The sequence below is a fragment of the Enterococcus sp. HMSC061C05 genome (assembly GCF_001814765.1).
In the GTDB taxonomy this organism is placed as follows: domain Bacteria; phylum Bacillota; class Bacilli; order Lactobacillales; family Enterococcaceae; genus Enterococcus_B; species Enterococcus_B lactis.
Genome location: NZ_KV817729.1, coordinates 24,455 through 49,858 on the forward strand (window position 1 = coordinate 24,455; position 25,404 = coordinate 49,858).

23 protein-coding genes and 1 other annotated feature (1 of these 24 running past the window's edge) are annotated in these 25,404 nt (G+C 39.5%); of the genes, 4 read left to right on the forward strand and 19 right to left on the reverse strand.

Annotated elements, in window-relative coordinates:
* Nucleotides 1-44: 44 nt before the first annotated feature.
* The 3 genes from rho to HMPREF2988_RS03285 form a co-directional block, all read right to left on the reverse strand.
* Complete coding sequence (gene rho, locus HMPREF2988_RS03275; RefSeq protein ID WP_002290332.1) at nt 45-1,340, reverse strand: transcription termination factor Rho; 1,296 nt, start codon at nt 1,338-1,340, stop codon at nt 45-47.
* Entirely contained in the window at nt 1,337-2,608 is a 1,272-nt protein-coding gene (locus HMPREF2988_RS03280) for a UDP-N-acetylglucosamine 1-carboxyvinyltransferase (protein ID WP_070769984.1), read from the reverse strand. Before HMPREF2988_RS03280 ends, rho begins: the two co-directional genes overlap by 4 nt.
* 164 nt (nt 2,609-2,772) lie before the next feature.
* Nucleotides 2,773-3,642 (reverse strand): class II fructose-bisphosphate aldolase, encoded by an 870-nt coding sequence (locus HMPREF2988_RS03285; RefSeq protein ID WP_002290335.1) that lies wholly within the window; start codon nt 3,640-3,642, stop codon nt 2,773-2,775.
* 102 nt (nt 3,643-3,744) lie between these two features.
* Here HMPREF2988_RS03285 and HMPREF2988_RS13940 point away from each other — a divergent pair, with 102 nt between their 5' ends.
* The gene (locus HMPREF2988_RS13940; protein WP_080263695.1) at nt 3,745-3,957 is read left to right on the forward strand and encodes a hypothetical protein; all 213 of its coding nucleotides are present in this window, start codon (nt 3,745-3,747) and stop codon (nt 3,955-3,957) included.
* Here the strand turns inward: HMPREF2988_RS13940 and HMPREF2988_RS03290 are convergent.
* The 7 genes from HMPREF2988_RS03290 to HMPREF2988_RS03320 all read right to left on the reverse strand — a co-directional run bounded on the left by HMPREF2988_RS03290 (nt 3,934) and on the right by HMPREF2988_RS03320 (nt 11,574).
* On the reverse strand, nt 3,934-5,544 hold the full coding sequence (locus HMPREF2988_RS03290; protein ID WP_002310226.1) for a CTP synthase: 1,611 nt from the start codon (nt 5,542-5,544) through the stop codon (nt 3,934-3,936). The two genes, HMPREF2988_RS13940 and HMPREF2988_RS03290, sit on opposite strands and share 24 nt — an antisense overlap.
* A 533-nt stretch (nt 5,545-6,077) precedes the next feature.
* Complete coding sequence (gene glnA, locus HMPREF2988_RS03295) at nt 6,078-7,418, reverse strand: type I glutamate--ammonia ligase (RefSeq protein ID WP_002287001.1); 1,341 nt, start codon at nt 7,416-7,418, stop codon at nt 6,078-6,080.
* Nucleotides 7,419-7,445: 27 nt separating this feature from the next.
* Complete coding sequence (locus HMPREF2988_RS03300; RefSeq protein WP_002290339.1) at nt 7,446-7,838, reverse strand: MerR family transcriptional regulator; 393 nt, start codon at nt 7,836-7,838, stop codon at nt 7,446-7,448.
* Between the two features lie 228 nt (nt 7,839-8,066).
* Nucleotides 8,067-9,296: a GTPase HflX gene (hflX, locus tag HMPREF2988_RS03305; protein WP_002290340.1), complete on the reverse strand. Its 1,230-nt coding sequence runs from the start codon at nt 9,294-9,296 to the stop codon at nt 8,067-8,069.
* 1 nt (nt 9,297) lies between these two features.
* A complete protein-coding gene (gene miaA, locus HMPREF2988_RS03310) occupies nt 9,298-10,215 on the reverse strand; it encodes a tRNA (adenosine(37)-N6)-dimethylallyltransferase MiaA (protein ID WP_070769985.1) in 918 nt (305 codons plus the stop codon).
* A 3-nt stretch (nt 10,216-10,218) separates the two neighbouring features.
* A complete protein-coding gene (locus HMPREF2988_RS03315; RefSeq protein ID WP_070769986.1) occupies nt 10,219-10,956 on the reverse strand; it encodes a glycerophosphodiester phosphodiesterase in 738 nt (245 codons plus the stop codon).
* A gap of 90 nt (nt 10,957-11,046) precedes the next feature.
* Nucleotides 11,047-11,574 carry a CAP domain-containing protein gene (locus HMPREF2988_RS03320; protein ID WP_002289403.1) on the reverse strand — a complete coding sequence of 176 codons (528 nt, stop codon included), beginning with the start codon at nt 11,572-11,574 and terminating at the stop codon, nt 11,047-11,049.
* Between the two features lie 179 nt (nt 11,575-11,753).
* Here HMPREF2988_RS03320 and clpP point away from each other — a divergent pair, with 179 nt between their 5' ends.
* Nucleotides 11,754-12,347 (forward strand): ATP-dependent Clp endopeptidase proteolytic subunit ClpP, encoded by a 594-nt coding sequence (gene clpP, locus HMPREF2988_RS03325; protein ID WP_002289402.1) that lies wholly within the window; start codon nt 11,754-11,756, stop codon nt 12,345-12,347.
* Nucleotides 12,348-12,448: 101 nt separating this feature from the next.
* On the opposite strand, the gene HMPREF2988_RS03330 is transcribed toward clpP, so the two are convergent.
* From HMPREF2988_RS03330 to efrA, 4 genes are all read right to left on the reverse strand, one after another.
* Nucleotides 12,449-12,934, reverse strand: coding sequence for a gamma carbonic anhydrase family protein (locus HMPREF2988_RS03330; RefSeq protein WP_070769987.1), 486 nt, complete (start codon nt 12,932-12,934; stop codon nt 12,449-12,451).
* Between the two features lie 149 nt (nt 12,935-13,083).
* Nucleotides 13,084-13,281, reverse strand: a complete 198-nt coding sequence (locus HMPREF2988_RS03335) for a hypothetical protein (protein WP_002315450.1) — start codon at nt 13,279-13,281, stop codon at nt 13,084-13,086.
* A gap of 94 nt (nt 13,282-13,375) precedes the next feature.
* Nucleotides 13,376-15,136 carry a multidrug efflux ABC transporter subunit EfrB gene (efrB, locus tag HMPREF2988_RS03340; protein WP_002335505.1) on the reverse strand — a complete coding sequence of 587 codons (1,761 nt, stop codon included), beginning with the start codon at nt 15,134-15,136 and terminating at the stop codon, nt 13,376-13,378.
* The gene (efrA, locus tag HMPREF2988_RS03345; protein ID WP_002328986.1) at nt 15,133-16,863 is read right to left on the reverse strand and encodes a multidrug efflux ABC transporter subunit EfrA; all 1,731 of its coding nucleotides are present in this window, start codon (nt 16,861-16,863) and stop codon (nt 15,133-15,135) included. Before efrA ends, efrB begins: the two co-directional genes overlap by 4 nt.
* A 392-nt stretch (nt 16,864-17,255) precedes the next feature.
* Between efrA and HMPREF2988_RS03350 the strand changes: the two genes are divergently transcribed.
* Nucleotides 17,256-17,468: a DNA-directed RNA polymerase subunit epsilon gene (locus HMPREF2988_RS03350; protein WP_002287947.1), complete on the forward strand. Its 213-nt coding sequence runs from the start codon at nt 17,256-17,258 to the stop codon at nt 17,466-17,468.
* A gap of 1 nt (nt 17,469) precedes the next feature.
* Nucleotides 17,470-19,149, forward strand: coding sequence for a ribonuclease J1 (gene rnjA / locus HMPREF2988_RS03355; protein WP_002310218.1), 1,680 nt, complete (start codon nt 17,470-17,472; stop codon nt 19,147-19,149).
* A gap of 257 nt (nt 19,150-19,406) precedes the next feature.
* Here the strand turns inward: rnjA and HMPREF2988_RS03360 are convergent, their stop codons facing one another.
* The 5 genes from HMPREF2988_RS03360 to HMPREF2988_RS03380 form a co-directional block, all read right to left on the reverse strand.
* Nucleotides 19,407-19,607, reverse strand: a complete 201-nt coding sequence (locus tag HMPREF2988_RS03360; RefSeq protein WP_002294067.1) for a cold-shock protein — start codon at nt 19,605-19,607, stop codon at nt 19,407-19,409.
* A gap of 149 nt (nt 19,608-19,756) precedes the next feature.
* Nucleotides 19,757-20,449, reverse strand: a complete 693-nt coding sequence (gene radC / locus HMPREF2988_RS03365; RefSeq protein WP_002315453.1) for a RadC family protein — start codon at nt 20,447-20,449, stop codon at nt 19,757-19,759.
* A gap of 54 nt (nt 20,450-20,503) precedes the next feature.
* On the reverse strand, nt 20,504-21,157 hold the full coding sequence (locus HMPREF2988_RS03370; RefSeq protein WP_002315454.1) for an HAD family hydrolase: 654 nt from the start codon (nt 21,155-21,157) through the stop codon (nt 20,504-20,506).
* A complete protein-coding gene (locus tag HMPREF2988_RS03375; protein WP_070769992.1) occupies nt 21,147-22,460 on the reverse strand; it encodes a bifunctional folylpolyglutamate synthase/dihydrofolate synthase in 1,314 nt (437 codons plus the stop codon). Before HMPREF2988_RS03375 ends, HMPREF2988_RS03370 begins: the two co-directional genes overlap by 11 nt.
* Before the next feature lie 196 nt (nt 22,461-22,656).
* On the reverse strand, nt 22,657-25,302 hold the full coding sequence (locus HMPREF2988_RS03380) for a valine--tRNA ligase (RefSeq protein WP_002315456.1): 2,646 nt from the start codon (nt 25,300-25,302) through the stop codon (nt 22,657-22,659).
* A 47-nt stretch (nt 25,303-25,349) separates the two neighbouring features.
* Nucleotides 25,350-25,404 (reverse strand) — a binding site (T-box leader); it runs 162 nt beyond the window's last position.

A 25,404-nucleotide genomic window follows, 5' to 3' on the forward strand; every position in this document is an offset into this window, starting at 1 on the left:
ATTTACAACATTAACATCTTAACATGTTTCAGTCAAGGTTGCAATTATCTTTTCAGATTTCTGGTCGGATTTTTTTTACCAAAGGAGACATCTTGAAATTCTTTGAAAAATTGCTGATTGTTTTTTGTTTTACGCAAAAAGCGGATCAGTTGTTCCGTATATTCTAATGAATCTCCAGTCATATTTTTTCGAAGTTTCCAAATTTCTTCTAGTTCTTCACTTGGCATCAATAATTCTTCTTTTCGGGTACCTGATTTTTTGATATCGATGGCTGGGAAGATCCGACGTTCGGATAACTCGCGTGAAAGTTGTAATTCTAGATTTCCAGTTCCTTTGAATTCTTCATAGATCACGTCATCCATGCGGCTTCCTGTATCGACTAAAGCGGTCGCTAAAATCGTCAAACTGCCACCTTCTTCGATGTTTCTTGCCGCCCCGAAAAACTTCTTAGGTTTATACAATGCGGCTGGGTCAATCCCGCCACTCAATGTACGTCCGCTTGGTGGAACGACTAAGTTATAGGCCCGAGCAAGTCTAGTAATACTATCCATCAAGATAACGACATCTCGTTTATCTTCGACTAAACGCATTGCGCGTTCCAATACTAATTCAGAAACTCGAGTATGGTTTTGCGGCTGCAGATCAAATGTAGAAGATACCACGTCGCCTTTCACGCTTCGTTCTAAGTCCGTTACTTCTTCCGGTCGTTCATCAATCAGTAGAACGATCAATTCTACTTCCGGATAGTTTTCGGTGATACCATTTGCGATTTCTTTTAATACAGAAGTTTTTCCTGCTTTTGGTGGTGCGACGATCAATCCACGCTGACCAAAACCGATTGGAGAGAAGATATCGATCATTCGGGTAGATAGTCTTTGCGGTGTTGTTTCCAATTGAAGCTGTCTTTGCGGATAAAGAGGTGTTAAGGCTGGAAAATGCGGACGTTCTTTTGCTTCTTCCGGATCTTTTCCATTAACGCTTTCCACGTGCATCAAACCATAATAACGTTCCGATTCTTTAGGTGGACGGGCTTTTCCTGCCACCTTGTCCCCATTTCTCAAACTGAATCGTCTGATTTGTGAGGCAGAAATATAGATATCTTCTGCACTTGGTCCATAATTGATTGGCCGTAAAAAACCGTAACCATCTTGACCAACGATATCTAATATCCCTTCCATATAATAAAATCCTTGTTTCTCAGCTTGTGCACGAATCACAGCTAGAGATAATTCCTTTTTGTTCATCTTACTGTAATAAGGAATTTTAAATTCTTTGGCATAACTATAAACTTCTTTTAACGTTTTGTTCTCTAGTTCTGCCATTGTCAAATAATCGCTCATTCAGCTCCCACTTCCTCTATCATTTCGATTGATGCCCCTAAGGCTGTTAGTTTCTCGATAATATGATCATAACCGCGTAAGATATAATCTACGTTATAAATCGTCGTTGTTCCTTCTGCTAATAGTCCGGCAATCACTAAACAAGCACCTGCCCGAAGATCGGAAGCCACGACTTCTGTCCCGTGAAGTTTATTTGGACCATTCACGATGATCATATTTCCTTCCACGGTAATATCAGCGCCCATTCGAGCTAATTCAGGCACGTGATTCACCCGTTTCGCATAGATCGTATCGATGATTTCTGAAGTGCCTGCGGTCATCAATAGCAACGCAGTGAGTGGTTGCTGCAGATCTGTGGCAAATCCTGGATAAGGATAGGTCATGATATTTGCGGCTTTTAATTCTTTTGAGGGGTAAACTTCGATTTCATCTTCGCTGATTTTCATATGGACGCCAATTTCCTGCAATTTTGCTATAAAACTTTCCAAATGTTCAAAAATCACATTTTTCACTTTGATACCTTTTCCTGCTGCAGCTGCTAATGCCAGATAGGTTCCTGCTTCGATACGGTCAGGAATCATGAAATGACGACAGCCATGTAATGCTTCGACTCCTTCGATACGGATCACATCTGTACCCGCTCCTCGAACTTTTGCCCCCATATTATTCAGTAAAGTTGCCACGTCGATGATTTCCGGTTCTCGTGCAGCGTTTTCAATTACTGTCTGTCCCTTTGCTTTTACAGCAGCTAACATCACATTGATTGTAGCTCCGACTGAAACCACGTCCATAAAAATCCGATTGCCATGCAACTCTTCATTTTTTGTCCGTAAATACATGGCACCATGTTCATTTGTCACTTCAGCACCTAGAGCTTCAAATCCTTTGACGTGTAAATCAATCGGTCTAGGACCTAAATAACAGCCTCCAGGCAGGCCTACTACCGCTTCGCCAAATTTACCAAGCAGTGTTCCCATAAAATAATAAGACGCACGCAAACTATTGATTTTTCCGTGCGGCATCGGAACCGATACGATTTCCCGCGGATCAATTTCTAATATGTTGTTGGAAAAATGGACCGTTGCGCCCATGATCTCTAATATTTCAATTAATGAATGAACATCTTGTATGTCCGGCACACCTTCCAAAATCACTGGGGAATCAGCTAAGATTGCAGCTGGAATCAATGCGACTGCACTATTTTTTGCACCGCTGATCGTTACTTCACCAGCTAAAGGTTGGTTTCCTTTGATTACGATTTTTTTCATCTGTTTCCACCTTGTTTATTAATCTTTTTTCATGGATATGCTTGTATTTTATCATAGATAAAAAAAAGAAACGAGCATGGTCTGCCGTTTTAAGTAAAAAAGAATGGAGAACGACTTCAAAAGTCGTTCTCCATTCCTATACATCGTATCTGTTATGTGGATGCTTACGCTTTGTTAGCTGAACCAAACCAGTCGATATGAGCTTTCGCATCTTCAACGATTGCTGCTTTACCTGGAGCTAATAATTTACGAGGGTCGAATCCTTTACCTTCTTTATCTTTACCAGCTTCGATATATTTACGAGTAGCTGCAGCAAATGATAATTGGAATTCAGTGTTAACATTTACTTTTGAGATACCCATTGAGATAGCTTTTTCGATTTGATCTTGAGGAATACCTGATCCGCCATGTAATACTAAAGGCATGTCTGGACCTACAGCATCAGCAATTGCTTGTAAGTGGTCAAATGCTAATCCTTTCCAGTTTTCTGGATATTGACCGTGGATGTTACCGATACCGCAAGCTAAGTAGTCGATACCTGTAGCAACCATTTGTTTGCATTCTTCGATGTCAGCTAATTCGCCGTTACCGATGATTCCGTCTTCTTCTCCGCCGATTGAACCAACTTCACATTCAACTGAGATGCCTTTTGCGTGTGCTTTTTCAACAACGTCTTTAGCTAATTTCAAGTTTTCTTCGAATGGTAGATGTGAACCATCGAACATTACTGAAGTATAGCCTAGTTCGATACATTCCAAAGCAGCTTCGTAGTCACCATGGTCTAAGTGGATAGCAACTGGAACAGTGATGTTCATTGCTTCAACTAAATCAGTGATCAAATCTTTACAGATTTTGTAACCACCCATGTATTTAGCTGCACCCATTGATGTTTGGATAAGTACTGGTGCTTGTTTTGCTTCAGCCGCTTCAAGAATTGCTTGAGTCCATTCCAAGTTGTTTGTGTTGAACCCGCCGACAGCGTAACCGCCTTTACGAGCAGCTTTTAAAAATTCAGCTCCTGATACTACTGGCATAATAAAATTCCTCCTAAGTTTTGTAAAACTAAATTTGTTAAGACAATTCTTAACCAACGACCCTATTTTACCAAACATTTCGGTAGTTTTCTACTAAAATCAATGAAAATGAAAATTTTCAAGAAGTTTTTTGCAAAAAATAAAATGCTTAATCGCTCTTTACTCAAAAAAAGTCTTTTACTTCCTATCTTTTTTCCTATTAATAATAACAAATCAGAAAAAGAGAAAAGTGACAAGAAAATTGCTTATCCCCTTCTCTTGCTGCTTTTCTCTTTCTATCAAGCTAAAAAATTATTTTGTTTCATGATCTGCTAATGATGCTCCGACAAATGCTTTGATTAATTTTTGCGGACGATTTGGACGAGAAATCAATTCTGGGTGGAATTGGCATCCCACAAAGAATTTCTTCTCTGGCAGTTCTACGATTTCTACTAAACGGTTATCTGGTGAGACACCTGAAAAGACTAACCCTTGTTCTTCAAACATTTGACGATATTTGTTGTTGAACTCATAGCGGTGACGGTGGCGTTCTTGCACAACATCAGCTCCATCATATGCTTCAGCCGTCTTCGTTCCTTTTTTGATTTTACATGGGTATAATCCAAGGCGTAAAGTTCCACCCAAATTCTCGATGTTTTCCTGGTCAGCCATTAAATCAATAATGTTGTTTGCTGTATCTGGATTCGTTTCAGCTGATGCCGCATCTTCCAACCCAACGACGTTACGTGCAAATTCGACACAAGCCATCTGCATACCAAGACAAATCCCTAAAAACGGAACGTCATTTTCGCGAGCATAACGAATCGCTTCGATTTTCCCTTCTACTCCGCGATCGCCGAAACCGCCAGGAACTAAGATTCCATCTGCATCTTTCAAACGTTCTTCTACATTTTCTCTCGTTAATTCTTGTGCTTTGATCCAATCGATCTCGATATCTGAATTATAGGCGAATCCAGAATGTTTCAATGCTTCAACTACTGAGATATATGCATCTGGTAACTCGACGTATTTACCGACAAGTGCGATCCGTACTTTTTTCTTCAAGTTCAAGACACGTTCTTCTAATTCTTTCCATTCTGTCATGTCTGCTTCTGGTGTATCTAATTTCAAATGGTCGCAAACGATTTGATCCATTCCTTGTGCTTGTAAAACTAACGGGATGGAGTAAAGTGTATCTACATCTGGCGACTCGATGACTGCTTCTGGCTCGACATCACAAAATTGTGCCAATTTGTTTTTCACGCTTTGAGAAACAGGTTGCTCTGTACGTACCACCAAAATATTCGGTTGGATACCTAAACCGCGTAGCTCTTTTACACTGTGCTGTGTTGGTTTAGTTTTCATTTCTCCAGCAGCTTTCAAGTAAGGGATCAATGTTGTATGGATATACATAACATTATCTGTACCGACATCTGCTTTCATTTGACGAAGTGCTTCAAGGAATGGCAAAGATTCTATATCCCCTACTGTTCCTCCTACTTCTGTAATGATCACATCTGAATCAGTCATTTTAGCTGCTCGCATGATTTTTTCTTTGATCTCATTTGTAATATGAGGAATAACTTGAACTGTTGCTCCCAAGTATTCGCCCTTACGTTCTTTACGCAAAACTTCAGAATAGATTTTTCCTGTCGTCACGTTGGAGTATTTGTTCAAATTGATGTCAATAAAACGTTCGTAGTGGCCCAGATCCAAATCTGTTTCAGCACCATCATCTGTTACGAATACTTCTCCGTGCTGATATGGGCTCATCGTCCCTGGATCCACATTGATGTATGGATCAAATTTTTGGATAGTTACTTTTAAGCCGCGGTTTTTCAATAAGCGTCCTAAAGAAGCTGCAACAATCCCTTTTCCGATTGATGAAACGACACCGCCGGTCACAAAAATATATTTTGTCATAAGTTCAAAAACTCCTTTTTAATTTATGTGCAGGAAAAGTCTCAGAAAATAAACAAAGCTCCCTATTCTTCAATAAGAATAGGGAGCCGAAATTTCTGTAAACTTCTGACCCTTTAAAAGGGTGCCCAAGGTGTATAATACAAGCTGACTGAGGGAAAGTCAAGTACTCAAATGAAGGCTATCCGCTTACAATTTTTCTTTTTCGGTATCCTTTGAGAAATTATTTCTTAAGTCCTTTATGAGTGCAAAAAAATTTAACCCACATAGTAGGCTTGAGATAAACATGGCTAACGTTAAACTTAAGCAAATCAGGAAATCTTACTGAAAAATTTCAAGTGAAACAATAGATAAAAAAATAAGGAGGGCGACAAACGTCGTGCCCCCCTTATTTCTAAATAAACGGTGTTCAATCAGCTGACCCTCGACATTAGCTCAACAAACGTCAAAATATGAGGAACTATTTTGCCGTTTGTTTCTCTAACACTCAGGTCAAAACGCTGATTTCACAACCTCTAATTCACGTTATTCCTGTTTTAATAAAGTTCTAGATATTGTTCTCTTTCCCACTCGGAAACAGTTTGTCTGAATGCTGCCCATTCGAGACGTTTTGCTTCAACAAAATTTGAGAAGATATGTTGTCCTAATGCATCAATCATTACATTATCCTTACGTAATTCCTTGATAGCATTATGGATAGTTGAAGGTAAATCTTGGATATGTGCAGCTTCTCTTTCTTCCTCATCCATGACATAAATGTTACGGTCAACAGCGGCTGGCGGTGTGATCTGATTACGGATACCGTCTAGTCCTGCTTGCAATAACACTGCCATTGCCAAGTATGGGTTTGCAGATGGATCAACTGAACGCAATTCCAAACGTGTGGACAATCCGCGAGATTCTGGTACACGTACTAATGGCGAACGATTACGACCGCTCCACGCGACATAAACAGGCGCTTCATAACCTGGAACGAGACGTTTATACGAATTGACTGTTGGATTGCAAACGGCTGTATAGGCACGAGCATGTTTCAGCAACCCGCCTAAGAAATGATACGCTGTTTCACTTAGTTCCAATTCACCGTCTTTATCATAGAAGACATTACCTTCATCATTGAACAAAGACATATTGCAATGCATACCAGAACCATTGATTCCAAATAACGGTTTCGGCATGAAAGTTGCGTGAAGTCCGTGCTTGCGTGCAATCGTTTTGACAACGAGCTTGAAGGTTTGGATATTATCACAAGCATCTACCACATCTGCATATTTAAAGTCAATTTCATGCTGTCCTGGCGCTACTTCATGATGTGAAGCTTCCACTTCAAAGCCTAAGCTTTCTAATTCCAACACGATGTCACGGCGGCAATTTTCACCTAAATCTGTTGGTGCAAAATCAAAATAACCACCTTTATCATTCAAGGTCGTTGTAATCCCACCGTCTTCGTCTAATTTAAATAAGAAGAATTCTGGTTCAGGTCCTAAATTGAAAGAGGTAAAACCAAGGTCGCGCATGTCTTTCAATGCTCGTTTCAAATTCCCGCGAGGATCGCCGGCAAATGGTGTTCCATCCGGATTATAGATATCACAAATTAAACGAGCAACTTTTCCATGAGCACTTTCCCATGGGAAGATCATCCAAGTAGAGAGATCTGGATACAAATACATATCGCTTTCTTCAATTCGAACAAATCCTTCAATCGAAGAACCGTCAAACATCATTTTGTTTTCTAACACTTTATCGATCTGGCTCACTGGAACTTCTACATTTTTGATCGTACCTAAGATGTCTGTGAACATCAATCGTAAAAATCGTACGTTTTCTTCCTCAATGATTCGTTTGATCTCTTCACCTGTTATCTGTTTCTTTACCATGGTATCCCTCTTCCTTTTTTAATTTATTCAGTCAAAGAATTGTCTTTGCAATCCTTGCGACTGATAATGACCTGTTTTGCTTAACCCACCTTGCGCCAAAATCTCATCACGAAAAATTTGTCGAACGTCATGATCTGTCAACGGCTTCTTGCTTTTTGCTTCTTGTTTTTTCGCCTGTGCCATTTCGTATACACGTTTGATCCCAGCCATGTTTAACCCGTCTGAAAGATAATCTTTGATCTCAAGCAGCATATCGATATCATTCAACGAATACATGCGGCGATTTCCTTCACTTCGTTCCGGATGAACTAAATCTTGTTCTTCATAGTAGCGAATTTGCCGAGCAGACAAATCAGTCAGCTTCATAACTGTACCAATTGGAAATACGGACATAGATCGGCGCAATTCCTTTTCTCCCATCAGACGTCCCCTTTCGTTTTATAAGTTGGCTAAAGTGTACCAATTAAAAAAAATATTGTCAACTGCATATGTTAGGTTTTCTAACATGAGACCTCTATTTTTTTATAAAATAACAAAAAATATGAACGCAAAAAAAGGTATCTAGTTGATTTTCGTACCAGATACCTTTTACTTTTATTGTACTATGCTATTCTTTCCCAGTGATTTTTATTGTAAAAAAACAAGATTTTATTTGCTTTTTCTTAACCATTTCGAATCATTTTTTGCAAATCCTCTCACTTCATACTCGTTTGATTCTTCCATGTAGGCTTCGTCCAAAACCATCGTTTGTCTTCTCAACTCACTTAATTTCTGTCCTTCATTGCTTGGCACAGACAGTGTATAAGGTGTCATCAGTTCCATCAGTTGACGCTTGATTGCTTCGATCAATGCCGTCTTCCCTTCTTTCGTTTGAGCAGAAATCAAGACATTAGGGAATAATGTGGGCGTAAACATCGCTGGATCAATCTGGTCTGCCTTATTGTAAACAGTCAGTATCGGCATTTCTTTCATATTCAATTCATCCATCAATTTTAGTACAGTCTGCTCCTGTAAAATGCGATCTGGAGAACTGGCATCGACTACATGCAACAAAAGATCCATATTCTGACTTTCTTCTAGTGTAGAATGGAAAGCATCGATCAGTTGTGTAGGCAGATCTTGGATGAACCCGACGGTATCTGTTACTGTAATCTCAAATCCTTCAGCAAAACGCCATCTTTTAGTCAATGGATCTAACGTTGCAAACAACTGATCTTTTGAATAAGTATCCGCTTGTGTCAATAAATTCAAGATGGTTGATTTTCCAGCATTCGTGTAGCCTATAAGACCAATCTGAAAAATCTCACTGTTTTTTCTTTTTTGACGGTTGCGCTCTCGATGGGCTTCTACTTCTTTCAATTCTTTCTTAACAGCAAAAATTTTATTCCGTATATGTCGGCGGTCTGTTTCTAACTTTGTTTCCCCTGGTCCTCTTGTTCCAATCCCACCACCAAGACGAGACAATGTTTTTCCTTGCCCCACTAAACGAGGCAGAAGATATTCTAACTGAGCAAGTTCAACTTGCAGCTTTCCTTCTTTCGAACGAGCACGCATCGCAAAAATATCTAGGATCAGCTGTACTCGATCAATCACCGGAAGGCCAACAGCATCCGTAATCAGTTGACTCTGTCTCGGAGTCAGTTCATGATTAAAGATGATCAAATCCGCTTCATGCGCATCTGCTTGTTGAACTAATTCTTGTAATTTCCCTTTCCCGATAATCGTTTGCCGATCTACTTGTGGTCTTTTCTGTGTAATTGTGAATACAACTTCTCCTGATGCGGTGTTCGTCAGCTGAACTAGCTCTTCCATTGACTCTGAAAAGTAACGCTGGTTTGCTTCGGTTTCTACCCCTACGATGATTACTTTTTCTTCCATTTTATTCCGCCTCCAGCCATTTTTTGATTGTTTGCTCAATCTGACTTTTTTGATTTGGCTCACTTATAAGATCAAACCACTGTGCATCCAAACGGTTACGAAACCACGTTAACTGACGTTTCGCGTATCTTCTCGAATGTAGTTTGACTTGTTCTGTTGCTTCTTCCAATGTTTCTTTCCCTTCAAAATAAGGGAAAAATTCTTTATATCCAATCCCTTGACTGGCTTGGACTTCTCCAAGCTCATATACCTTACGTGCTTCTGCTACCAAGCCTTCTGCTAGCATCAAATCGACTCTGTGATTGATTCGATCATACAGGACATCACGCTTCGTATCTAACCCAATCATGAGGTAATCATATAATCGCTTTGGCTCTTCTTTAGGTGCCGTGATACTATGCCCTGTCGTCTCCAAAACTTCCAGAGCTCTTATCACTTTGCGTTGATTGTTCCAGTGGATTTTCTCAGCAGCTGCCGGGTCTTTTTCTTTCAACTGATTCCATAACGCTTGGGAACCAATTGTCTCGGTTAACGTTTCATACTTTTTTCTAATCTCAGGATTCGCTTCTTCTGTCGCCCCTAACTGGTAATCGTATAGAAGAGATTGGATATACAGACCCGTGCCACCAGCTATGATAGGTAGATGCTCTCGGTTCGCAATCTCAGTAATCAATTGTCGACCTGAACGCTGAAAATCAGCGGCTGAGTAATGTTGAGTAGGTTCGATCACATCAATCAAATGATGCGGAACATCATTCATCTCTTCTTCTTTGATTTTTGCTGTACCGATATCCAGATTTTTATAGATTTGCAATGAATCACCGCTGATGATCTCTCCACCAAATAGTTGTGCGAGTTCCACACTTAGCGCTGTTTTACCGACTGCTGTCGGACCGACGATCACTAATACTTTTTCCATATTTTACCTACTTTTCGTTGTTTGTTTCCACCGAAGAGCTTTCTCCGGAAAATCAGTTATTATTCCATCTATTTTGAGTTCTTGACATTTGGCCATTTCTTCTTCATCGTTGATCGTCCATGCACGAATTGCTTTTGGAAAATCAGCTGCTTGGCCTGGATGTTCGAACAACCAAGTATTTTTTGGATGTACTCCTTCTATATAAGGGGTTTCTGCTGCTAGTTGGATCTTTTTATCAGAAGTACTCATCAATAAGTCCAACTGTATCTCTGGTTCCAATAACGCGATTTTTTCCAAAGAAGCCAAATGAAAGCTGCAATATGCATGTTGAAAAGGCCAATCTCTGCTTTTTAATGTTTCGGCCAATTTTTCTTCGATACCGGGATATTCATACTGATCAGTTTTAATTTCGATCATCAGCATCCCTCGGTAATTTTTTTGGAGAAGCAGTCCTAAAACTTCTTTCAATTCAGGGACTTTAGCTGCTGGAAATTCTTTGCTGAATTTGCCTCCTGCATTCAATTTTTTGAGTTCTTCCAATGTTTTTTCTCGAATCAGCCCTTTACCGTTAGTCGTCCGATCCACTTCTTCGTCATGCATAACGATCAAATAACCATCTTTGCTTAGATGAACATCTAATTCGATACCATCTGCACCTACTCGTACAGCTTCTGCAAATGCAGGAAGGGTATTTTCTGGGTGGGTACCGCTGCTTCCGCGATGAGCATAGATTTGTAACATCTTTCTTCACTCCGTTCAGTTCTATTGTATCATTAAGAAAAAAAGAAAGCATTGCCACGCTCTCATGTGCAACGGCAATACTTCAAAATATCAGCTCCAAACATCATCTTTCGAGAAGAAACCAATCGGCTGGCGCGTCATAGTCTTCAACTGTGCTTTTTTTTCATTGATCATTTCAGTCAAACTATCCGTAAAATTCTCTAAAATCACGCGTCCGCCTTTATAAGCATATCCACCAATCTTCATTGTTTCATCTGGAGATAAAATCACTTTTCGATGGGAGATATTCTTAAACAGCTCATCTAAAATATAATTTGGCAGATAAAAACTATTCTGCGCTGAAAATGATTGGAGATACGCAAAATCGTCAATCGTGATATAACAATCATCGAATGCATCAAAGCTGACATATTCTTCCATCAGCGTCGTCCGTTTTTGCAAGATCTCGTTGATCTTTTTATTTAATTGGTTCAGCGTCTCGATTTCTTTGACTTTCAATTCCAATTCACGTCTACGCTGTTCTTTATTTTCTAAGTGACGCATTTGCAGTATCATGCCGATATAGACAACTACAGCACCCGTCAACACGCCGATAAGACCGGTAATACCAACTATCAATCTGTTGTTCCTCCTTGTTTTGCTTCTCTGCTTATCATACCATAAAGCAGGTTTATGCGACTAATTTGCCTAAGTTTTTTATTTGACCTTTTTTGACCAAAAATGTATACTACTTTTTAGGTATTAGAAACTAAATTATGGTACACTATTTCTAAACGAAACCAAGGAGGAACTCTATTATGAATTTAATTCCTACAGTCATTGAACAATCATCACGAGGCGAAAGAGCTTACGATATCTACTCACGTTTATTGAAAGACCGTATCATCATGTTAAGCGGCCAAGTAACTGATGATCTTGCTAATTCGATCATCGCCCAATTGCTTTTCTTAGATGCTCAAGATTCTGAAAAAGATATCTATCTTTATATCAATTCTCCTGGTGGTTCAGTTACAGCAGGTATGGCTATCTACGATACAATGAACTTTGTCAAAGCTGATGTCCAAACAATCGTTATGGGTATGGCTGCTTCAATGGGAAGCTTCTTGCTGACAGCTGGTACAAAAGGGAAACGATTTGCTTTACCAAATGCTGAGATCATGATCCATCAACCTCTTGGCGGCGCTCAAGGTCAAGCAACTGAAATCGAAATTGCGGCACGTCATATTTTACAAACACGCGAACGCTTAAACAAAATTCTAGCTGAACGCACTGGCCAACCGCTTGAAGTGATTGAAAAAGATACAGACCGTGACAACTATATGACAGCTGAACAAGCAAAAGCATATGGATTGATCGATGAAGTCATGGAAAACAGTTCTTCATTAAATTAATCTGTTTCAAAGGAAGCTTTTTAAGCTCTCTTATCTAAACCAAAAAAAGGATGGCCAGCTCAAACTGACCATCCTTTTTTTATTTTTATGGATGCTACTGCCTATCTTTGCTCCTTGAATTTTCCTTGCGCATGCATCCGACCTATTTCGACATAATGCTGGATGTTTTCTTTGTTTTTTTGGATTTCTTCTTTTGTCAAAGGCCGGATCACTTTAGCTGGACGACCAAAAGCCAAGACATTAGGAGGAATAACTTTTCCTTCTGTTACTAATGATCCAGCACCAATCAAACTATTCTCACCAATAACCGCATGATTCAATATCGTGGTTCCCATCCCGATCAGCGCCCCTTTTTCGATTGTACAGCCGTGTAGCATGCACTGATGTCCTACCGTCACATTCTCCGCAATATCTACAGGTGCATCATGATCGACATGGACGATTGTACCATCTTGGATATTCGTTCTTTGTCCTACTTTTATCCAATTAATGTCCCCGCGTAAAACTGCTTGATACCAGATCGTCACATCTTCTGACAATGTCACGTCACCAATCACTGTAGCATTTGATGCTATAAACCGTTCCATCTCTATTTTCTCCTTTCGTTTTTTTGTAGAAACTAATCCTATTGAATAAATGTATCATAGCATATATTTATTTTATAAGAAAAAACAGGTAAAACCTGCTCAGTCCAGATGCTTATTTGCGCTATCTGGTAAACTGACGTTTTACCTGTTTATTGTACCTCTATCTTTTCTTCTATTACTTTCTTCAAAACTAATTCGTACACTTCGATTTGTGCTGCCAAGCGTTCGATTTGAAACTCATTTTCAAAAAAATCAGCTGAATCAAATGGTTTTGTCTGACAGACGTGCGTTAAACGATCAATTTCTCTTTTGGCTTCAGTGATTTTTTCATTTAAAAACTGTTCCATCTCCGTGCCCTCACTTTTTTTGATAACCTTACTTTACCATTATCAAGAAAGGAGAACAAAAAATAAGTTTCAAACTGTTTTATCCTTCTATGATTTATCCTGCTTCCTCAGCAAATTGGCTGTTATACAGTTTTTCATAAAATCCGCCTTGTGCCAACAAACTCTCATGTGTTCCTTTTTCAATGATCTGACCTTGGTCCATCACTAGAATCAGATCTGCATCGCGTATCGTCGATAAACGGTGAGCAATGACAAAACTTGTCCGCCCCTCCATCACGCGATCCATCGCTTTTTGAATCAACGCTTCTAAACGAGTGTCTACTGAACTTGTCGCTTCATCCAAAATCAAAATTTTAGGATCTGAAACCACTGCTCGGGCAATCGTCAGCAACTGTTTTTGTCCTAAAGACACATTGTCTCCCTCAGCATTGATGGCCATCTCATATCCATCTGGCATTGTCCGGATAAAATGGTCTACGTTTGCTGTTTTTGCAGCATCTACTACTTCATAATCTGTCGCATCAAGCTTTCCAAAACGGATATTATCGGCAATCGTTCCTTGATAGAGCCATGCATCTTGTAAGACCATACCAAACAGGGAACGGACATCACTACGGCTCATTGATTTGGTATCAATCCCGTCGATCCTGATAGCTCCTTTGTCTACGTCGTAAAAACGCATCAATAGATTGATCAAGGTCGTCTTGCCGGCACCGGTTGGACCGACGACAGCCACGGTTTGACCTGCTTTCACTTCAAAGTTCAAATCTTGAATCAATGGTTTCTTCGGATCATACGCAAAATCGACATGATCGAATGTCACATCTCCTAAAATCGTTTCTGGCAGTGAAACATCTACTTTGTTTTCTTTTTCTTCTGGCTCATCTAAAATCTCGAATACACGTTTTGTTGCCGCTGATGCACTTTGCAAAACAGAAGACAATTGTGTCACATTCCCCATCGGCTGGCTGATTTGCCAAATATATTGGATGAATGCCTGAAGTTGACCAACAACAATCGCCCCAGTAATAACATAGAAACTTCCTAGAACAGCCATACCAATATAAGTAGCATAGGCAGTTAGTTGAACTAATGGCATCATCAACCCAGAAATGAACGCTGCGCGGAATCCAAAGTATTTCAAGCTGTGATTTACTTTTTTGAATCCTTCCAATGTTTCTTTTTCGCGTCCGTATACTTTCAATACACTGAAACCTGTCATATTTTCTTGAACGTAGCCGTTTAGCTCACCAAGCGAATTCTGCATGCTTTGAAAATATTTCTGCGAAGCATTGATCACTCGTTTGGAGATCCAGATCGATGTTGGAATCATGATCATAGAGATCAGCGCCATCATCGGCTGGATATAAAACATCATTGCTGCAGCCAACGTAATTCCCAATATCGCATTTACGATACCAATAAAAGCTTGTTGTAAAGCACCGCTGACTGCATCTACATCATTCGTCACACGAGACAAAATATTTCCTTGCTGGTTTTTATCGAAATATGAAACCGGAAGACGATTGATTTTTTCTTCTATGTCTCTTCGCAAATCATGCATGGCACTTTGAACGACATTTGTCATCAAAACCCCAGAAAGCAATTGCGAAATACAATACCCTATTCCGACCACTGTGATCCAAATGAGACATTTGAATATATAAGAAAAATTGATTGATTCGCCATTGGCAATATTACGACTGATTTCTGTAGTAGGAAGTCCTGTAACATATGGCAAAGCCACGTTGAAAGCCACTGTCAGAACTGTAAATAGGATCACTAGAAGAAAAGTCCCACGATACGGTCTGATATATCGAGCTAAACGTTTTAAGGAAGAAAAGGTTTTTTTCATGCTAGTTCCTCCTTTGATAATTGAGAAGCGGCAATATCATAATAAATCGGGCATTTTTCCAACAACTCCCGATGTGTCCCCATACCGACGACTTCTCCTTCATTTAATACGATGATCTTATCTGCATGCATAATCGTTCCCACACGTTGTGCTACGATCAATACAGTAGACTCTGTTGTTTCTTTTTTCAGACGAGCACGTAACTTCGCATCCGTTTGATAATCTAATGCAGAAAAGCTGTCATCAAAAATATAGATTTCCGGACGGCGTATGATGGCTCTGGCTATTGCCAATCGTTGTTTTTGTCCGCCTGAAAAATTGGAACCACCTTCTGATAAATGTTCGTCAAATCCATCTGGTTTTCGAGAAATGAATTCTGAAGCTTGAGCAATCTCAGCTGCACGTTCCATTTCTTCTTGTGTGGCATCTTCTTTCCCGTATCGCAAATTATCGGCAATCGTTCCAGTAAATAGCAGCGCTTTTTGCGGAATAAACCCAATCTTGTCTCGCAACTTGCTTAACCGATAATCTCTCACGTCTACTCCATCGACCAAGATCTTTCCTTCACTCACATCATAAAAGCGAGGAATCAATTGAATCAACGTAGATTTTCCGCTACCGGTACTTCCAATAAAAGCAACGGTTTCTCCTGGAGAGGCTGTAAAACTGACATTTCGAATCACTGGCTCTTGCGAATGGCCTGGATAAGCAAATGTTACATTTTGAAATTCGATATACCCTTTAGTCTTCGTATCCGATATACCATTTGGATCTTCTACAATCGAAGGTTTGGCATCTAGTGCCTCTTGGATACGTCCAGCTGAAACGGCTGCTCTTGGATACATCATGAACACACTGGCAAATAACATGAATGAGAATAAGGCATGGAATATATACTCGATAAATGCAATCAAATCTCCTACCCGAAGTTCGCCAGCATCGATTTGCACTGCCCCGCTCCAAATGATCAATACCATCACGATATTAAATAAGAAATAAAAACCTGGTTGTGCAACAGCCATCAAACGGAACAAGCTTTTCGAACTAGCAGCATAATTCTCATTGACTACAGCAAAGCGTTTTTCTTCAAACTTTTCATTGACGAATGCACGAATCACACGCAATCCTGAAAGGTTTTCACGCAAGATACTATTGATTTTATCTAAGTTTTTTTGTTGTTTTTTAGATAACGGCTCAGACACCTTAGCAATCGCTACGACCGCCAATAATAGCAAAGGCAATGCGCCTACTACATACAAGCTGAGTGTCACACTTGTACGCATGACCATGTACAAACTGACAACGAACATCATCGGCGCCATGAAACCGATACGTAAAATATTTTGCAGGAACAACATGATCTGATAAGCATCATTTGTTGTACGAGTGATCAAGGAAGATACGCCTAAATTTTCGTACTCCTGATGCGAATAGCTTTGGATCTTTTCGAACAAGTCATCTCGAATATCTGCTACGATATTGGTCGTGATCCTCGAACCAAAATAACCTAACAAGATATTCAAAATAATACCGATTACGGTAATAACGATCATAAATATCCCTTGCTGTTTCACATAATCAAAATCACCATTGCGGATTCCTACATCAATCATACGCGCTAAAATCGTAGGAAGTCCTAATTCAATCAAAATAAAACCGAATACGCATATAAAATTGAAAAACAAGAATTTCTTATAACGCATGGTATAATGCCACATTAGTTTCACTTTCTCATCTCCTTTTAATCTTTTGTTACATTTTCATTACTAAAAATGATAGCACAACGAACCTATTAATAGAACACTTCTCTCATAAAAAAGTCATTATGATTATAGTAAAATGATAAACGTTGATTTTTTCTTTCAATCTAGTTGATTTCTATACTTATTTGCTGTTTTATGCTAGAATAACAATTAATTGTTGTATATTTTTTATACAGAAGGTACGGTTGAAAAAATATCCGAACAGATGAGCAAAAACGAGGCTTGTCTCTTTGACTCGAATCCAGTATTCTAGTCAAAGCATATGAAAAACTAGGTGGCTTGTCCCCTCGTTTTGTGTTGTCTAAAAAAATCAACTAGCTAAATCACTGCTTTACGCAGATAAAGGAGACAAAACAATGATCTATAAAGTTTATTATCAAGAAACAAAAGTACGTAACCCTAAACGGGAAGAAACAAAATCTCTTTACATTGAGGCAAAAAGCGATGTAGACGCTCGCCAACGTGTGGAAGAAAATACCCCATACAATATTGAATTCGTTCAACTTCTAGAAGGAAGTCATCTAGAATACGAAAAAGAAAATGCTGATTTCTCATTAGTGGAGTTTTAATATGAAACTTTCCATCAAAAATAATGAGACAGGCGTCTTTGCTATTGGTGGATTAGGTGAAATCGGGAAAAATACGTATGGGGTACAATTCCAAGATGAAATCATTTTGATTGATGCCGGGATCAAGTTCCCGGAAGACGATCTACTTGGAATTGACTATGTCATTCCCGACTACAGCTACATCATACAAAACTTGCACAAAGTAAAAGCCCTAGTGATTACTCACGGACATGAAGACCACATCGGCGGAATACCCTACTTGCTAAAACAAGCAAATATTCCTATCTATGCTGGTCCTCTCGCATTAGCGTTGATCACGAACAAATTAGATGAGCATGGCTTGCTTCGAGAGGCAGAGCTTCATGAAATCAATGAAGATACGATTATTCGTTTTAGAAAAACTTCTGTCAGCTTTTTCAGAACGACTCATAGTATCCCAGACGCATTAGGGATCGTGGTAAAAACACCTTCTGGTAATATCGTAGCGACTGGAGACTTCAAGTTTGATTTCACTCCCGTCGGCGAACCAGCAAACTTGCATAAAATGGCTCGTATCGGGGAAGAAGGTGTCTTGTGCCTTTTATCTGATAGTACAAATGCTGAGATTCCAACATTTACTAAATCAGAAAAAACGATTGGTCATTCTATCTTGAAGATCTTTTCAAAAATCGAAGGTCGTATTATTTTTGCCAGCTTTGCTTCTAATATCTTCCGTTTGCAGCAAGCAGCAGATGCCGCTGTGGCGACTGGTCGTAAAATCGCTGTTTTCGGACGTAGCATGGAAAATGCCATTGTCAATGGCCAACGTTTAGGATATATCAAAGTTCCAGACGGCACATTTGTAGATGCACATGAAATCAATCGCTTGCCTGCTAACGAAACGATGATCCTATGTACAGGTTCTCAAGGGGAAGCGATGGCCGCTTTGAGCCGTATTGCAAATGGTACCCACCGTCAAATCCAAATCCAGCCAGACGATACAGTGATCTTTTCAAGTTCACCTATCCCTGGTAATACAACAAGTGTCAATCATTTGATCAACTTGCTGTCTGAAGCTGGCGCAGAAGTAATCCATGGAAAAATCAATAACATCCATACTTCCGGTCACGGTGGACAAGAAGAACAAAAATTGATGCTTCGCTTGATGAAACCAAAATATTTTATCCCTGTCCATGGAGAATTCCGCATGCTGAAAGTCCATGCTTCTCTAGCACAAGATGTAGGTGTTCCTGCAGAAAACTGCTTCATCATGGAAAATGGCGATGTTTTAGCGTTAACTAGCGATTCTGCACGTCCTGCTGGGCATTTTGTGGCTGGAGATGTGTATATCGATGGTAGCGGGATCGGCGATATCGGTAATGTCGTTTTACGTGACCGTCACTTGCTTTCAGAAGAAGGTCTTGTATTAGCTGTTGCAACAGTAGATATCAAGAAAAAAGAAATCTTGGCTGGTCCAGATATTCTCTCTCGTGGATTTGTCTACATGCGAGAATCAGGAGAAATGATCAATGAAGCTCAGCGAATCTTATTCCATGCTTTAAGAGAATGTTTAAATGGACCTGACTGTTCAGAATATAAATTGAAAGAAGCGATGACTGGCGCACTTCAGCCATTCTTATTCGAACGTACAGAAAGACATCCAATGATTTTACCGATGGTCATGACACCAGATGAAGAATAAGTAAGAGGGTGTGAAATTAGTGCCCTGACCTGAGTATAAGAGAAACCGAACGGAAAACAGGACAAGTTGTTTTTATTTGGCTGTTCTTATTGCTTGATACAGGGCAGCTTTTTCACAACCTCTTAAAATTTATTTACTTTTTCATACAAAAAATACCTGCCACAAGAGAAATTTCCTCTTGTGGCAGGTATTTTTGTTACTCGCTTTGTTCTCTCGTAAAAATTGATGCCTACCATCAATTTGATTTACAGATAAAATTAAGCTTTTACAACGTTTGCAGCTTGTGGGCCACGGTCTGATTCTTCAACGTCAAAAGTCACTGCTTGACCTTCTTCTAATGTTTTGAATCCGTCACCTTGGATAGCAGAGAAGTGTACGAATACGTCGCTTCCATCTTCACGTGAGATAAATCCAAATCCTTTTTCAGCGTTGAACCATTTTACTGTTCCGTTTTCCATAATAATATCCTCCTCGTGCCAAAAGCACTTATTTAAATTGTAACATTGCTCGTGTACGATAGAGGTGCAACAGATGTTTCAACTTCTATTCCCAAACAAAATTACAATATAATTGTACACTTGCTTCATTTTTTTTGCAAGAAAGCAACTTACTTCTCTTCCATTAATCCTTCTTCTCTCAAACTAAAATATCGTTTACGTCCGATGATCAAATGATCCAGTACAGTGATGCCCATCATTTCTCCACACTTTTGTATCCTTTTAGTAAAATTCATATCCTGTTGTGATGGAATAACATTACCAGAAGGATGATTATGTGCTAAAACGATTCTTGCCGCGCAGTAACGTACGGCATAATGGAATATTTCTCTAGGATGAGCGACTGACTGATTCAGCGAACCGATGAATACTGTCTTTTTTAAGATCACTTGATTCTTCGTGTCCAAATAAATACAAATCAAATGTTCCTGTTTGTGATCTTTCATTTCCAGAATCAATTGTTGTGCCAGTTCATAGCTAGTACGAATGGCGGGAGATGCTCTTTCTTGGTCCGTCTGAATGCGGCGGCCTAACTCGATCAAGGCTTTGATTTCGATTGCTTTCACACGTCCTATCCCTCGAATCTCTTCTAACTCATGCAAAGTAGCCTGTCGTAAAGAAGCCAATCCTCCAAACGTTTTTAACAGATTGCCGGCAATCGACATCACACTATGAGGGTGCTGACCAGTACGCAGTAAAATTGCTAAAAGCTCCTGATCCGATAAAGCTTCAGCTCCATAAATTTCCATACGTTCCCTTGGTAAAGAGCTAGTTGGTACTTCTTTGATCAATCGTTTTTCCAAAAAAACATCTCCTTTCTATCTTTTCTAAAATAAGATACGAAAAGAGATGGATTTTTATTTTATCAATGCAGGGATTTCATGCAAAGAAGAAACGACCCCAGCCGTTTTTTTGATCAATTCTTGGGAAGGCGGAAGCAAATCTGGAACCATGACTACAGGGATCTCAGCCGCAGAAGCTGCTAAAATACCATTTTGTGAATCTTCTAAAATCAATGTTTCTTTCTTAGCTGTACCTAATTTCTGATTGGCTAATAAAAAAATTTCCGGATCTGGTTTTGCTCGTTGGACATTCTCTGCGGAAACAATCGTCTCAAATCGTTCAAACAGATTGTTCTTCTTCAATAAAAGTTCAATGACAGCTCGTTGGTTACTAGAAGCGACAACTTTGGGAATCTGATGTTCTTCTAAAAAAGAGAGGAGTTCCAACACACCGGGCTTCATTTGTACGGCTCCTTTTGAAAAGCGCTCAAGCGTTTCCTGGTATGAATCGTCTATGAATTTTTGTACGCTTGTTTTACCGAATTCCGCAAAAATCATATGATAATTCGCCCACACTTCTTCATCGGAAACACCTAAGAATTTTAAATACAGGTCTTTATCATAAGGAAAACCCATCCTATCTGCTACTACTTGTGAAGCCTCGTAATATACTAACTCTGTGTCAAACAATAAACCATCCATATCAAAAATCACTGCATTATACTTCATGGTCTCCTCCTAATTGTATTAATAAATGACGAACTTCTGAAATGAAATAAAGCGAACCGGTCACAACTAATACATCTTCATTTGTCATCTTTTCCAATATATCTGCTAATCCGAATTGCCACAATGAAACGATTGATACTCTCTCACTTGCTAAATCTGATACTTCACTTAATTCGATGGCTTTTGGATGTTCAAAGGTCGTCAAATAAATATGGACATTTGGTACTTGTTGCAGTCGTTCTAGCATTTCTCTAACATTTTTAGTTCGTAAGGCGGAAAACAAAATGTTGATTTGATATCCTTTGAATTCTTTTTTCAAATTCTCAACAAGCCGGTTCATTGCATGCGTATTATGGGCACCATCTAAAACAACTAATGGCTCGTTACTCAAACGCTCCATTCTTCCTGGCCATCGAGATTTCTTCAACCCCTTCAAAACATCTTTTTCTCGAAAAGGCAGCTTTTCCAATTGACAGTAAACAAAATACAATTCGATGGCTACTCCTGCATTTTCAGCTTGATGTTGCCCTAAAAGCGGCGTGGTTAGTTGAGGGATTTTCCCTGCTTCATTAAAGAATTCAAATACTTCTCCCCAAGTCTCATCAGGATGCAGATAGTTTATTTTATAATTTTCCCCGTATACATAAAGCATCGCATTTTTTTCTTTAGCTGTTTGTTTGATGACATTAAAAGCTTCTGGGCCGATGTTTCCTGTGACAACTGGAACGCCTTGTTTGATGATTCCTGCTTTTTGCGCAGCGATTTCTTCAATCGTCTCTCCAAGTATCTCGGTATGATCAAGCCCAATCGTTGTTATTCCAGTTAGCATCGGTACAGCTACATTGGTAGAATCCAATAAGCCACCTAAGCCCACTTCAATAATCGCTACGTCTACTTTCTTCATCAAAAAATAATCAAATGACATTGCTGTTAATGTCTCAAATTCAGTGATACCAGCTACTGCTTCAAATTGATCAAGTTGTTTGATCAGCGGCTGATATTTTTTTACAAGCTGGATCAAGTCATTGTCTGGGATACTTTTGCCATTGATTGCAATCCGTTCATTGAACGTTTCGATATAAGGTGAAGTAAACGTTCCAACTATCAGACCAGCTTCTTCTAATAGGCTTCTCAAATAGGCTACAGTAGACCCTTTTCCGTTTGTTCCAGCGATATGGATCGTTTTTACTTTCCTCTCCGGATGACCTACCACTTCTAATAAAGCTTCGACTCGGTCAAGACCAGGACGTGAACCAAATGGTAATCGACTATGGATCCATTCTATTGCTTCTTCAATCGTCATCAACAATTCCCCCATTTCTCTTTTATTATAACAAATAGAAGACATAAGAAAAATAAAAGGACGATAGAGAGAAAAATCTGCTCCGGATACATGATAAATCGCTCTTTTTTCTAAGTAATCAGAGTAGACTAAAAAAGAGGATGCGACAATAATCATGTCACGTCCCCTTATTCGGAATAAGTGGTGTTCCCCGCTTTTATTGAATAGTACGCAAACTTTCGATTCGTTCTTTGACAGCCGTTTGCTTCTCTAAATAATCTTTTTCTTTTGCACGTTCTGCCTCTACTACTTCTTCCGGTGCATTAGAAACAAACCGTTCATTAGAAAGTTTTCCTTGGACACGTTTCACTTCGCTTGTCCATTTTTCCAGTTCTTTTTCTAATCGTTTGATTTCCTCTTCGATATTGATTAATCCTGCTAACGGCAAGAAGATTTCTGCACCTGTCAGAACAGCTGACATCGCTAGATCTGGTGCAGTGATCTCACTTGATATCGTCAACTCTTCTGGGTTGCAGAAGCGTTCGATGTAGCTTGTATTTTCAACTAAAAATTGATCGATTTTAGCATCGTTTGTTTTGATTAATAATGTGATTGGTTTAGACAATGGTGTATTCACTTCTGAACGAATATTTCGAACGGCTCGAATCAATTCCTTCAATACTTCCATTCCTTTAGAAGCAGTTTCATCGTCAAACTCTGGACGTACCACAGGATATTCTGCTACTACTAGAGAATTTCCTTGATGAGGAATATGTTCCCATATTTCTTCTGTGACGAATGGCATGATTGGATGCAACAAACGCAAAATCTGATCCAAGGTATGGACTAGGATACTACGTGTTGTTTGTTTTGAAACAGCATCATCTCCATAAAGTACTTCTTTGCTCATTTCGATATACCAGTCACAAAAATCATCCCAGATAAAGTTATACAGTTGTCTACCGGCTTCACCAAATTCAAAACGATCAAATAATTCAGTTACACGTGCGACTGTTTCGTTCAAACGTGTAAGAATCCAACGGTCAGCCACTGATTTTTCTCCAGATAAATCGATCTCTTCTACGGTCATACCTTCGATATTCATGATAACGAAACGTGAAGCATTCCAGATTTTATTGATAAAGTTCCATGAAGCATCCATTTTTTCATAGCTGAAGCGAACATCTTGCCCTGGTGCAGAACCATTCGATAAGAACCAACGAAGAGCATCTGCTCCATACTTTTCGATTACTTCCATCGGATCGATCCCATTACCTAATGATTTACTCATCTTCCGCCCTTGTTCGTCACGAATCAATCCATGGATCAAGACATTCTCAAATGGTCGTTCGCCAGTAAATTCCAAACTTTGGAAGATCATTCGGCTTACCCAGAAGAAAATGATGTCATAACCAGTTACTAAGGTGCTAGTAGGGAAGTACCGCTTATAATCTTCGCTTTCCGTGTCTGGCCAGCCCATCGTTGAAAAAGGCCACAATGCTGAACTAAACCAAGTGTCTAAAACATCCGGATCTTGGACCCAGTTTTCACTATCAGCTGGTGCTTCCATCCCTACATACATTTCACCTGTTTCTTTGTGATACCATGCAGGGATTTGATGTCCCCACCATAATTGTCGTGAAATTACCCAGTCATGGACATTTTCCATCCAACGTAAAAATGTTTGATTGAATCTTGGAGGGAAGAATTCCACTGCTTGATCTGTTTCTTGGTTATCAATGGCTTTTTTTGCTAACGGCGCCATTTTTACAAACCATTGAGTAGACAATCGAGGTTCGACAACGACACCTGTCCGCTCGGAATGTCCCACACTATGGACCATTGTATCGATTTTGATCAATCGGCCGATTTCTTTTAGATCTTGCACGATTGCTTTACGAGCAGCGAAACGATCCATTCCAGCATATTTTCCTGCTAGTTCATTCATCGTGCCATCATCATCCATCACATTCACTCGTGGGAGATCATGACGATTACCTACCTCAAAGTCGTTTGGATCATGTGCTGGAGTGATTTTTACTACACCTGTCCCAAACTCCATATCTACATATTCATCTGCAATGATTGGGATTTCTTTATTGACTAAAGGTAGAATCACTTTTTTGCCGATTAGCGCTTGATAACGCTCGTCTTCTGGGTGAACAGCAATCGCCGTATCTCCCAACATCGTTTCTGGCCGGGTCGTCGCAATTTCTACTACGCCTGATCCATCTGCCAGTTCATAGCTCATATGGTAAAAGGCGCCTTCGATGTCTTTATGAATAACTTCGATATCAGATAGAGCTGTTCGTGCTTGAGGGTCCCAATTGATGATGTATTCACCGCGATAGATCAACCCTTTTTCATATAAGGTAACAAAAACTTTACGTACTGCTTCAGATAATCCGTCATCTAATGTAAAACGTTCTCTGCTGTAATCTAAAGATAAGCCCATTTTAGCCCACTGTTCACGGATATGGTTTGCATACTCTTCTTTCCATTCCCACACTTGATCGATGAACTTTTCACGACCTAGATCATAGCGAGAAATTCCTTGCTCTCTAAGCTTTGCTTCTACCTTTGCTTGTGTCGCGATTCCTGCATGGTCCATACCAGGCAACCATAAAGTATCGTATCCTTGCATTCTCTTTTGACGAATCAGCATATCTTGCAAGGTCGTATCCCAAGCATGCCCTAAATGAAGTTTTCCAGTAACATTTGGGGGTGGGATCACGATTGAATAAGGTTTTGCTTTTTTATCTCCGCTCGGTTTAAACAAATCTTGTTCTAACCAATGCTGATAACGTCCAGCTTCAACTTCTTGCGGGTTATATTTTGTTGATAGGTTATTTTCTTCCGTCATGCTGTTTTCCTCCTTTAAACTAAAAAACGTCCTAAAATACTTTCGTATTTTAGGACGTATGATTTACGCGGTACCACCTAAATTGCAATAATCAATCATTAT

Excerpts from the sequence above, each read along its gene's own strand:
- rho (WP_002290332.1), bottom strand. The coding sequence starts at position 1,340 with ATGAGCGATTATTTGACAATGGCAGAACTAGAGAACAAAACGTTAAAA.
- HMPREF2988_RS03280 (WP_070769984.1), bottom strand. The coding sequence starts at position 2,608 with ATGAAAAAAATCGTAATCAAAGGAAACCAACCTTTAGCTGGTGAAGTA.
- HMPREF2988_RS03285 (WP_002290335.1), bottom strand. The coding sequence starts at position 3,642 with ATGCCAGTAGTATCAGGAGCTGAATTTTTAAAAGCTGCTCGTAAAGGC.
- HMPREF2988_RS13940 (WP_080263695.1), top strand. The coding sequence starts at position 3,745 with ATGAAAATGAAAATTTTCAAGAAGTTTTTTGCAAAAAATAAAATGCTT.
- HMPREF2988_RS03290 (WP_002310226.1), bottom strand. The coding sequence starts at position 5,544 with ATGACAAAATATATTTTTGTGACCGGCGGTGTCGTTTCATCAATCGGA.
- glnA (WP_002287001.1), bottom strand. The coding sequence starts at position 7,418 with ATGGTAAAGAAACAGATAACAGGTGAAGAGATCAAACGAATCATTGAG.
- HMPREF2988_RS03300 (WP_002290339.1), bottom strand. The coding sequence starts at position 7,838 with ATGGGAGAAAAGGAATTGCGCCGATCTATGTCCGTATTTCCAATTGGT.
- hflX (WP_002290340.1), bottom strand. The coding sequence starts at position 9,296 with ATGGAAGAAAAAGTAATCATCGTAGGGGTAGAAACCGAAGCAAACCAG.
- miaA (WP_070769985.1), bottom strand. The coding sequence starts at position 10,215 with ATGGAAAAAGTATTAGTGATCGTCGGTCCGACAGCAGTCGGTAAAACA.
- HMPREF2988_RS03315 (WP_070769986.1), bottom strand. The coding sequence starts at position 10,956 with ATGTTACAAATCTATGCTCATCGCGGAAGCAGCGGTACCCACCCAGAA.
- clpP (WP_002289402.1), top strand. The coding sequence starts at position 11,754 with ATGAATTTAATTCCTACAGTCATTGAACAATCATCACGAGGCGAAAGA.
- HMPREF2988_RS03330 (WP_070769987.1), bottom strand. The coding sequence starts at position 12,934 with ATGGAACGGTTTATAGCATCAAATGCTACAGTGATTGGTGACGTGACA.
- HMPREF2988_RS03335 (WP_002315450.1), bottom strand. The coding sequence starts at position 13,281 with ATGGAACAGTTTTTAAATGAAAAAATCACTGAAGCCAAAAGAGAAATT.
- efrB (WP_002335505.1), bottom strand. The coding sequence starts at position 15,136 with ATGAAAAAAACCTTTTCTTCCTTAAAACGTTTAGCTCGATATATCAGA.
- HMPREF2988_RS03350 (WP_002287947.1), top strand. The coding sequence starts at position 17,256 with ATGATCTATAAAGTTTATTATCAAGAAACAAAAGTACGTAACCCTAAA.
- rnjA (WP_002310218.1), top strand. The coding sequence starts at position 17,470 with ATGAAACTTTCCATCAAAAATAATGAGACAGGCGTCTTTGCTATTGGT.
- HMPREF2988_RS03360 (WP_002294067.1), bottom strand. The coding sequence starts at position 19,607 with ATGGAAAACGGAACAGTAAAATGGTTCAACGCTGAAAAAGGATTTGGA.
- HMPREF2988_RS03370 (WP_002315454.1), bottom strand. The coding sequence starts at position 21,157 with ATGAAGTATAATGCAGTGATTTTTGATATGGATGGTTTATTGTTTGAC.
- HMPREF2988_RS03375 (WP_070769992.1), bottom strand. The coding sequence starts at position 22,460 with ATGACGATTGAAGAAGCAATAGAATGGATCCATAGTCGATTACCATTT.
- HMPREF2988_RS03380 (WP_002315456.1), bottom strand. The coding sequence starts at position 25,302 with ATGACGGAAGAAAATAACCTATCAACAAAATATAACCCGCAAGAAGTT.